We start from the raw sequence: 9775 nt of genomic DNA on the forward strand, positions 1-9775 counted from the left end.
CCGGATCACCCCCACGGGCGTGGGGAGGACGCGTCCTGAAGGAACTGCGTCAGCGGGTCCTTCGGATCACCCCCACGGGCGTGGGGAGGACACTTACTGACCTGGGCTTTTAGGAGGCCTCCTGCGGTTGTTGTGATTTGAGGGCGATGAGTTGGAGGCCGTCGTAGTCGAGGACGTGGCGGCGGCGCTCGCCTGCGGTTCTGATGTTGAAGCCTTGCTCGGTGTCGGCGGGGTGGATGCAGACCGCGGCGCCGTCGGCGACGCTGGCGGCGACGGCGTTCCAGAGTTCGTCCCGGACGCGGGCGGAGACGGTGCCGACGTACAGGCCCGCGGTGGGTTCGATGAGCCAGCGGCTGAGAGCGCCGCGGACGTGGTCGGGAACCGCGGTGGTGGAGATGACGATCATTGAGGCCATGGGTTGCCCAGGTTGATGAGGACGTCGTCGTCCTCGATATCGCCGTTGTCGATGGTGCCGGCCGGCGGGCTCAGCCCCGGAACGTCGTCGCCGGCGGCCGGGATGTCGTTGCTGTAGTTGACGCCGGCGGGGAGGGCCCCGAGGTCGGGGTCCCAAAGGTGGACCATGTCGACGGCGAGGCTGGCGCGGTCTCCCGGGTCGTCGTCGGTGTCGAGGTCCCGGCTGAGGTCGAGCATGGCCTGGATGTCGTTGATGATGTTCGGGAGAAGGCGGATGAGGCGGAATTCTTCGCGGAGTCCGGCGCGGGCGGCGCGTTCGGGGTCCGGTGAGTCGTGGAGCGCGAACGCGAGCGGGATGGTGGTTTTCGCCTTGTAGAGGTCGGCGATGTCGTAGACGAACGCGAGTTGGGTGCCGCTGTGGATGTAGCCGAGGGCGGGGGAGCAGCCGAGGGCGCAGACGGCGGCGTGGACGATGCCGTAGAGGCAGGTGTTCGCGGCGGACAGAGCGAGGTTGACGGGGTCCTGGGTGTCCCATTTCGCCGGGTCGTAGTTGCGACGGAAGCGGGGGATGCGGTGTTTCTGGGCGAGGAGTTTGTAGTAGGCCTTGACCCGCTGCCCTTCCATCCCGCGGAGCCGCGCGAGGGTGGTGCTTTCGGGGACGTCGACAGCGAAACGGGTCCGGTACATGCGCGCGGCGACCTGGACCCGCAGGGTGTCGTCGGCCCAGGTGCGGGCCTGCTGTTCCAGCCATCGGGTAGTGAGGCCGGCGGGTTGGATGTTGGCGTAGCTGCGGATCCCACCGGCACCGACGCAGACGACGCTGGTGTCGTGTCGGGCGAGGGTGGCGAGCGCGGGTTGGGTGATGGAGGTTCCGGGGCCGAGTAACAGGCAGGACAGGGCCGCGGTCGGCAGATACACCTTTTCGACGCCGTCAGATGTTTCGACGTAGCCGAGAATGCCGGTGTCGTCCTGCGTGATACGGACGGATTCCAGGTAAAGGAAAGACAGGGAATCCGCGACGCGGGGCAGCATGGCCAGGGTCGGCCGGCCGAGGCGATGTTTGGCGGTCTGAGGCGCGCGGGTGACGCTCATCCGGCAGCGCGCAGCGGCGCGAGGCTGAGCAGACCGGCGCCGTAGGAACGGGCGCGGCCAACACCGTCGAGGACGGCGCTGCAAACGGCCTCGGGATCGGTGATGATGGCGTGTCCGTCGAAGCGGGTCAGGGCGTGACGAATCCGCCGCCCGTCGTAACGGAGGCCGGTGACGTCGTCTTCGGGGGTGCCGGTCAGGCTGCGTAGTTCCAGCCCGCAGCGGGCGGCCCGGTTGGCCCACCAATCGTCGGCCGCGGCGCCGCGTAGCGGGATGATCTTTCCTTCCTGGGGTCCTGCGGTACGCCCGCCGCGTTTGGCAGCGTTCGCGGTGAGGCGGTAATGCACGGCGGCGCCGTTGGTGATGCTGTCGAGAAACGGGCCGAGTTTGCGGGTCGCGGCCTGGGCGTAGCCGGGGGGCAGCCGATCGAGGGCGGGTTCGAGGCGGGTCTGGACGAGCAGCCGGGTGCCCGTGCGGGTGCGGTCGACGCGGAACAGCAGCCCGGCGAGGGTGCGGGCGTCGTCCCCGAGGTCGTCGGGGATGAGCATCATGAGCCGTTTGTGGAGGCGGTCGGCGTCGGCGAGCTCGCGGCGGATGTCGCGGCGCCGTTCGTCTGGGGCGATCTGTATCAGCCAGGCGGTCACGGCTGCTCCTGGTCGGCACGCATGTACTGGTACAGCGCCTGCTGGTAACCACGGCCGGGGCCGGCGAGCAGGGTCCCGGGCAGGTGGGCGGTCTGCCGGTAGACGGCACGCCGCCGATAGCGGCGATCGAGAGGATCGAGGCTTTCGGGCACGTCGGCGAGTTCGGTGAGCGCGGCCCGTCCATCTCCGGGTTCGGTCTCGCTCAGCAAATCGATCTCGACCAGCCCGTCGGGGCCGGGTCTGCTGCGCGGTCGGCGTGGCAGTGGTACCCGGGTGCRCAGGTCACCTTCGGGGTCCGCGGTCCTGCGACGCAGCATGAGCGGTTCGTCGGGTGGGCAGGATCGTCGCCCCAGGTAGGGCTGCCAGACCGGACGTTCCAGCGCCTGCCCGATGGTGTCGAGGATGTCGTCGGGGCCGGTGACCGCGACGGTGAACACGGCATCGGACAGGTACCGGCGACGGGTGACGATGGTGCCGGTGTCGCCGGGTCGGCGTTTGGCGTCCGCGGTGGGCACGGTGCGATGGGCGGGGAGGCCACCGCCGACGGTGTGGAAGTCGGTGAGCAGAACTCCGGGGGTGTCGACGCGGACGGTCAGCCGCAGGTCGTCGAAGCGGGTCAACGACTCGCCGCGGGAAAGGCCCATCGCGGCGGCGAACAGGCCGATCAGACCGGAGCGGGTCGGGAAACCGGCCGTGTCCCGCACCGCGAACACGCTGTGTTCACCCCAGGACTGCAGCGGCCCGGCGAGGCGCAGGACGAGTCCGCTCACGCGGCGCCCTCCGCCGATTCCTCGCGGGCGGCGGCGGCGAGGGTGGCATCGAGCAGCGCCGGCCAGGAGTCATAGCTGTCACCGAGGCCGTCGCGGGCCTTGCCGTCGATCGATGCCTGACCATGCAGGGTGATCTGGTCGGTACCCCAGAAACGGTGCAGGCCGGTGGCGTAGTCAGACAGGACCTCGCGGGCGGGTTCGCCGTGGCCGCCTTCGATCCCGGCCGGGACGGGCCGCTCGAACGCCGCGGCGAGCGAGATCGGCCGGTCCTGACGCACCGCCACGTAGATCAGCTCGGGCAGGGTGTTCGGCGCGGTGGCGGTGCGCTTCCCCGACGGCAGCGCGGCCACGAACGCGCCGAGGAAGTGGCGGGTCAGCTCGAACGCGGTGGCCTTGTCGCCGTCGAGGTTCGCGACGAGCCCGGCCAGGTCGAGGCTGGCGTACCGGTAGAAGACTCCGGCCGAGAACTCACCGGCGTTCATGTGGCCGCTGCCGGCGTCCCCGAACGCGGGGATGTCGTCGACGGCGGTGAAGAAGTCGACCTCGGGGTTGGTGGCGTGCACGGTGAACGCATGGGCGACCTGCACCGCACCGTCCACCTTGCCGCCGGGCAGCTCGGCGAGCATCCGCCCGAACAGGTTGATCGTGCCTGTCCGGCTGGACAGGATCGCGGCGACCTCGTCGACCGGCAGCACCGGACGCTGCTGCGCCGGCTTCTTCGCGATCTCGGTCTCGAGGCGGTCCCGGTGGGCCGCGGCGAGCACGGCGAGCTCGTCGAGGCCGGCGGCAGGCAGGTAGAGCAGTACCGAGGAGATCTCAGCCTTGTCGGCCTTGCCTTTTGCTCCGCCGTTGCCCTCGCCGTTCCCGGTGTCCGCGGCCTCGGTCTTGATTCCCTTCTTGCCCGCGGAAAGCAGAACCTGCCGGCCGGCGTAGGTGGCGAGCTCGGCGGGCCAGCCCTGGCCGGTCAACCGCTCCGCGACGGCGCTGATGATCCGCCGGGTGCGTACCGCGGGATCGTCGAGCGCGGTCTCGACCTCCAGACGGACCTGCCTTTTCCAGCACTGGCTCGACACCCTGGTCCGTGACTTCCCGCCGTAGACGACGGTTTTCGGCGCGCCGAGGTCGTCCCTGTTCAGGTTGGCGTAGGGAACGGGCTGCAGCAGGTGGATGTCCACGAAACGGGCGGTCATGACGTCTCGCCTTCGGTGTCGTCAGTGGTGTCGAGGTCGGGGGAATCGGCCGGGCCGCCGGTGAGGCGGGCCGTCCGGTAGAACTGCTGCAGCCAGGTCTTCGCGACCTGATCGGGGTACGTGCCCCAGCGAGCCAGGTCGACGGTGAGCCGGACCCAGTCGACGGTGACCTCGTCCGCGCGTAGCTGGCGGATCAGCGGGGGGAGATGACGGTGCACTCCGTCGAGGTCCTGGCGACATAGCAGCCGCAGCCGGGGCTCCAACCGCCGGTACATCGCGGCACGCTCGGCACCGGGACGGCTGTTGATCGCCCCCGCCAGGCAGCGGCCCAGGTTCACGCCCTGCGCCGCGCCTGAGGTGGATTCGGCAGATGTGTCTGTCTGCGGCGGCACGGCGACGGAGGCCTGGGTACCCGGGGTGCCTGCCGTTCCGCTGCCAGCCTTCGCCGTTTCACCGCCGGCCTCAGCCGGAGGTTCGACCGAGGCTGCGACGTGCCGCTGCGCTGAGGCGGCCTGGGCGATATGGCTGTCGCGGGCCGTCCGTGGCTGGGCGGCGATCAGTGCCGCCACCGTGTAGAAGGCCCGCTCGGCCGCAGCGATGTGGACGAGCGTGCGCCGATCCAGCCTGCTGGCGTCGGGATCGGGAAGGAACTGCAGGCAGGGGGCGACGATGCGGTGCGCGGGCTGGGTCATCGGATGGGCCAGCGGCTTGCCGAGACTGCGCCGCAACGCAGACCGGTCCGCGGGCACGACCAACGTCCGTTCGGCTGTGCGTACGAGATGCCGGGCCGGGCCCAGCAGCTCGTCCCAGGCCGGGTAGGACGACGAGCCACGGCGGCCGGGTGCATCGACCGCCGCAGCAGTGTCCAGAACAGTCATGAGGTGTCTTCTCCTGGATCAGATACCGGAACGCAGCCGGCCGCGATACCGCGCGAGCGCGCGGGTCATCCGCCCATGTGTCCGGGCGTCCACCTGGTCGGCGATGTCGTCGTAGGCCCGCTCCGCCTCCTGGACGAACCGGGCCGGAGCCTCCTGGAACACCGCGAGCGGATCACCATCGGCCTCGGTGGCCTGCTCCGCGCGGCGCAGCACATCCCAGAACACGCGCTCGGCCGCAGGCCAGTACCGCCCATCCGCGGCGGCGACCCACGGCCCCGGACCACCATCGAGACGGGACGGCGCGTGCATCCCGTCGTCGGCCGGGTCGGCCTGTAGCGCCCAGGCCGCCTTCAACGCCTGGGTCAGGTTCCGACCGACGCGTTCCGCCGCATCGCGCACACGACCGACGCCGTAAGCGAAGGCGGGGTCGCGTTCCTGGAGCCAGCGCAGGACCGGCGGGGTTGTCTGGGTGAAGAACTGCCGGTCACGGGTCTGGCCATCCTGATCGAAGCCGAACACCCGAACCCGCATATGCTGCACCGTTTCGGGTGGCAGGTACTGCACCGCGCTGAGAACCGCCGGGCGGTGGTGCTGCTCATCGCTGTCGAGGAGCAGGGCATCCAGATCCCGCCACGTCGCGCGGGTGGCGCTCGCCTGCCGCGGATACGGCTCGCCCTTCTTGTTCGTCTGATAGATCAGATAGGGGTCGAGACCTTCGTTGCCCTTGGTACGCCAAGCCCAGGTCATCGTGGCGTCGACGACCTGCTTACCGGACGGATCGGGGGTCAGCAGCACCGCATGCTGGAAGCGGCCCGCCAGCACTCGGGCCATCCCACGCAGCGGCGCCGGTCCTCGCAGCGGGTCTCCCAGCCCGTCGGCCTCCCAAGGGGCCTCATCCTCGGCGTTGGCGCGGTATTCGTCCCCGTCGTCAGGCACGGGAATGCCTGCGATCAAAGACTCGAACAGATTCTTGCCCACCGGGTGGCAGGACAGTCCGCTTCGCAGCGGCCCGGCAGCCGTGTTTCCTTCCGAGCGGCCCTTCACTGTACGGGTCGTGCAGCGCCCGGACGGACCGTAGTAGAGGGTGGCGAGCAGATGCCACGCCCCTTCCGCGGCGGGAACCGGCCGGGGCGCCAGGTCGGTGTGATGGCCCAGCCAGACCTGGTTGTTCCCCGAGGAACGACCGAACACGATGCGGTTCAGGCCCGACGTCGCGGAGCACTCCGTCGCCAGCCGCGGGTCCTGCAACCAGGGCCGTTCACGGTCGAACAGATCGAACCGGCCTGGGTACCTGCCGAAGTACTTTTCGATGTCGTCCGGGGCGAACTGGCGCCGCTCCAGAACCTTGCTGCGCCTTTCAAGGAACTCGCCGGCCGACAGGTCATCCTTATCCAGCTCGGTCACCCGAGYTGCCAGCAACGTGAGAACCCGCCACAGGCCAACCGCCGCCGGCGGCATCGGAACATCGATATCCGTTAATTCATGCGCTCGTTCCAGAACATCCTGGAGCCCGACCTTGTCGTGTGCCGTTTCTTCTCGAACTGGTACCCACGGCTGCCTTCGCAGATCGAAGGCGGGACCGCTTACCACTGTCTACTCACAGGCAACCCCCGTTGCTCTCCAGCTTCGTCGCCGGTCGCCGACTCCGTTGTCGACGTGGACCGACGCTAGCGACCACCACCGACAGAAATGTGTTGCTTGGCCGTTCCGCGGTGCTCTCAGCCGGTCAGGCCGAGGGCTTCGTCGAGGTAGAACATGCGCTTGTCGACGGTGACCGGGTGGACAGTGCCGTCGGGGTCGAGACGGTGCGGCAGGACCAGCACGTCGCGCAGGTGCGGGTTGTCAGCCCAGGCGGCCGGCGGGGCAGTGGTGTTCCGATCGCGGCGGCGCCAGGCGCCGTCCCGCAGCGGGAGGCTTTCCGAGAGCACCGCCTTGACCTGCGCCGAGGTGAATCGGCGCTTCGGACCGTATCCGGTCACGGGCAGCCGGGAGGTCCGGGCACGATCCAGCCAGCGGGTGCCGTCGTCGTCGACGTAGCAGCAGACCACCCGCACCGATTCGGCTCCCAGCCGGGTGGAAACCAGGTCCTCGTCGATCTCCGTCTTCGTGAGCTCGCTGAGATCGAGAACCTTCCGCGGGTTCTTGATCGCGACCGTGGCCGCGATACCGAAGGCCGCCTCGTCGTTCGCGAAGCGCGTGATCTCGTCGTCGGAAAGGTCCTCGTGGAACGTCTCGTCGTAGACCTGCTCCACCATCGGCTGCACGTCCGCTGGGATCTCCACGGGCTGGGGGTGCCGGTCGGCGAGCAGTTCGTAGGTCCGGCGCAGCAGCGACGCGTCGTACACCGCGGTCCACCGCTTCGGCAGCTCCAGCGTCCCGTCCGGGCCACGGGGGACGAGTACCACCAGCCTTGGATTCCTGCGCGCCCACTGTGGACGCAGGTCCTCGTCGTCGACCTGCTGGTGGCGCTGACAACGGCCCGCCCGCTGTAGAAGCTGGGCGATCGGGGCCAGATCGCTGACCACCAAGTCAAGATCAAGGTCGAGGCTTTGTTCGGCTACTTGCGTAGCGACAAGGATCGTGGGTCTGCGGGGCCGATGGGTCACCTCTCGACCGAACGCTCTCGTCACCTCCTCCGTCAGCGCTTCGCGTTGCCGCGCCGGCATCCGAGCGTGCAGCAGCATCACCCGCGGTTCACCCGCTGAGCTCGCCGCCTTCGAGCACCATTCCCGCAGCGTGACGAACGTCTGCTGGGCCTCGGCGACGGTGGTGCACACAACCATCGCGCAGCCGCTCTCCCGCAGCAGCGGCGCAAGTTCCGCCTTCACAACAGCAGCCCGATCAGCCCCGTCCTTCACCGGCAGCCCGACATCCGCGGCCGGGCGGTCAGCCGGGGCCGAGACGTCCTCGGATACGGTCGGCACATCGACGAGGTCGACGGCGAGGGTCCGCGACGCGACTTCGAACGGGCGAGTCGTGATCACCGCGCTGGCCGCGTCCGCGTACACCCAGCCCGGATAGGCCACCTCGACCTGCCCGCGGTACGCCTTCCCACCGGCACCGGTCAGATAGGCGCGGACCAGCCGCGCGGCGACCTGACCGGGCAGCGTCGCCGACAGCAGGACCACCGGAACCCGCAACGCACCCAGCCATGTCAGCAACCGCGCCAACAGATACTGCATGTAGGCGTCGTAGGCGTGTACCTCGTCGACGACCAGGACCTTGCCCGCCAGGCCCAGCATCCGCAGCACGTTGTGCCGTACCGGCAGCACCGTCAGCAGCGCCTGATCCACGGTGCCCACCGCCATCGGCGCCAGCAGACCCCGCTTGCGGCCCCGCAGCCACACCGTCGCCGCGGTCTGCGCCCCGGCGTTGTCCTCACCTGCGGCGTGCGCCTGCACCTGGCCGCCGCCGGTCAACACCGGGCCCCGATCGACGTCCAGCCCGTCCGCTGTGTCCTGGTAGGCCGCGTTGAGCCAGGACATCGAATGCAGCAACGTCACCGCCACATCCACGTCCGGGGCCCGGCGACGCTGCGCGTACGCCCGAACCCGCCGGTACATCTGATCCGAGGTCGCCATCGTCGGCAGCGTGACGAACACGCCCGACGTCCCCGCCGCATCGCCCATCAGCCGCGCGGCGTGCAGCGCCGTCTCCGTCTTGCCCATCCCCATCGGGGCCATCACCAGAAGCAGACCCGGCCCCGTCACCAGCCCAGGCAGGTCCGCCGCGACAGAACTCTGCAGCGCGTTCGGCGGATACTCAGGGAACTCCGCAGCGAACGACCCGCCACGCAACGACAGCCGTCCAAGCCCGGCCTCTCGTGCCAGGGCCGCGACCCGTCCAGCGGAACGGTCACGGTGCTCACGAAGGTCGAGTTCTCTCGCCTCCGCGGGTACATCGCGGAGCTGATCGAGAAGGAAGTCCTCCTGGCTGACCAGCCAGTCCGCCAACACCACCAGGCCGCATGCGACCGCCCCGCCCAGCACCGTCACCGCCCGAGGTGCCGCCGGAGGGCCGAAAACCGCGGAGACCTCCCTCAACACGCTGCGCCGTGCGCGCTCCCACTCGTTGCCTCCCAGCTCCGGGCACGGCACCCGCGGATCCGCATGCCGTGGCTGGACGCCGTAGAAACAGCCGTGATGGCCACCCAGCAGCTGAGCGACCCGCGCCGCGGACGCATTACCGAGCAGGCCGTGTCCGTACCCGAGCTCGGCCAACACCCGATGCAGGAACCGCTGCGACGCCTCCTCATGACGGAACCGGCCCGACGCCCCGACCGTCGTATAGCTGCCCTGCAACGCAGCGAAAGCCTTCGGAACCTGCATCTGAAAGCCCGGAGTAATCTTGCCGATATCGTGCAGCGCAGCCCAGAAGGCGACCAGGCGACCGGCGTCCTCCACAGACGCTCCCAGCTCGCGGGCCACCGCCAGACGCGCGGACTCCGGCACCGTGCTGCGCCACAACACCTCAACGGCCGCGCCCGTGTCRACCAGATGACACGCCAACGGATAGGCCCACGGCAAAGAGCCGTACTTGCCCCAAAGCCGCAGGTCCACCGCTGCGCCGTTGCCGGCGTCAGCGGTACACCGCTCCCCGCGATCTCCCCCAAGATCCATCCTGGAAGCGTAGTTCCTTGCTAGACAGCCATCACTGGGCGGTGCCCCCGAGGCGTCACCGCTCGGCCGCCAAGAAAACACAACGGATGCAGGGGGCGGTATAAAAGGCCAGATCAGCAAGTGTCCTCCCCACGCCCGTGGGGGTGATCCGCACACACCGCCGTGGTGGTG

General features: G+C 69.4%; 8 protein-coding genes. All 8 read right to left on the bottom strand.

What is annotated here, in order from left to right:
- Nucleotides 1-109: 109 nt before the first annotated feature.
- Entirely contained in the window at nt 110-415 is a 306-nt protein-coding gene (gene cas2e / locus CcI49_RS20220; RefSeq protein WP_076828622.1) for a type I-E CRISPR-associated endoribonuclease Cas2e, read from the bottom strand.
- On the bottom strand, nt 403-1506 hold the full coding sequence (gene cas1e / locus CcI49_RS20225; RefSeq protein WP_076828624.1) for a type I-E CRISPR-associated endonuclease Cas1e: 1104 nt from the start codon (nt 1504-1506) through the stop codon (nt 403-405). Before cas1e ends, cas2e begins: the two co-directional genes overlap by 13 nt.
- On the bottom strand, nt 1503-2147 hold the full coding sequence (locus tag CcI49_RS20230; RefSeq protein ID WP_076828626.1) for a type I-E CRISPR-associated protein Cas6/Cse3/CasE: 645 nt from the start codon (nt 2145-2147) through the stop codon (nt 1503-1505). The genes cas1e and CcI49_RS20230 overlap by 4 nt, the downstream gene beginning before the upstream one ends.
- Complete coding sequence (gene cas5e / locus CcI49_RS20235; protein WP_076828629.1) at nt 2144-2917, bottom strand: type I-E CRISPR-associated protein Cas5/CasD; 774 nt, start codon at nt 2915-2917, stop codon at nt 2144-2146. The genes CcI49_RS20230 and cas5e overlap by 4 nt, the downstream gene beginning before the upstream one ends.
- Entirely contained in the window at nt 2914-4107 is a 1194-nt protein-coding gene (gene cas7e, locus CcI49_RS20240) for a type I-E CRISPR-associated protein Cas7/Cse4/CasC (RefSeq protein ID WP_076828632.1), read from the bottom strand. The genes cas5e and cas7e overlap by 4 nt, the downstream gene beginning before the upstream one ends.
- Nucleotides 4104-4985 carry a type I-E CRISPR-associated protein Cse2/CasB gene (gene casB / locus CcI49_RS20245; protein WP_076828634.1) on the bottom strand — a complete coding sequence of 294 codons (882 nt, stop codon included), beginning with the start codon at nt 4983-4985 and terminating at the stop codon, nt 4104-4106. The genes cas7e and casB overlap by 4 nt, the downstream gene beginning before the upstream one ends.
- Nucleotides 4986-5003: 18 nt before the next feature.
- Entirely contained in the window at nt 5004-6575 is a 1572-nt protein-coding gene (casA, locus tag CcI49_RS20250) for a type I-E CRISPR-associated protein Cse1/CasA (protein ID WP_076828637.1), read from the bottom strand.
- A 128-nt stretch (nt 6576-6703) separates the two neighbouring features.
- Nucleotides 6704-9544 (bottom strand): CRISPR-associated endonuclease Cas3'', encoded by a 2841-nt coding sequence (locus CcI49_RS20255; protein WP_158230790.1) that lies wholly within the window; start codon nt 9542-9544, stop codon nt 6704-6706.
- Nucleotides 9545-9775: the final 231 nt, after the last annotated feature.

This window comes from Frankia sp. CcI49 (genome assembly GCF_001983215.1).
Classification (GTDB): domain Bacteria; phylum Actinomycetota; class Actinomycetes; order Frankiales; family Frankiaceae; genus Parafrankia; species Parafrankia irregularis.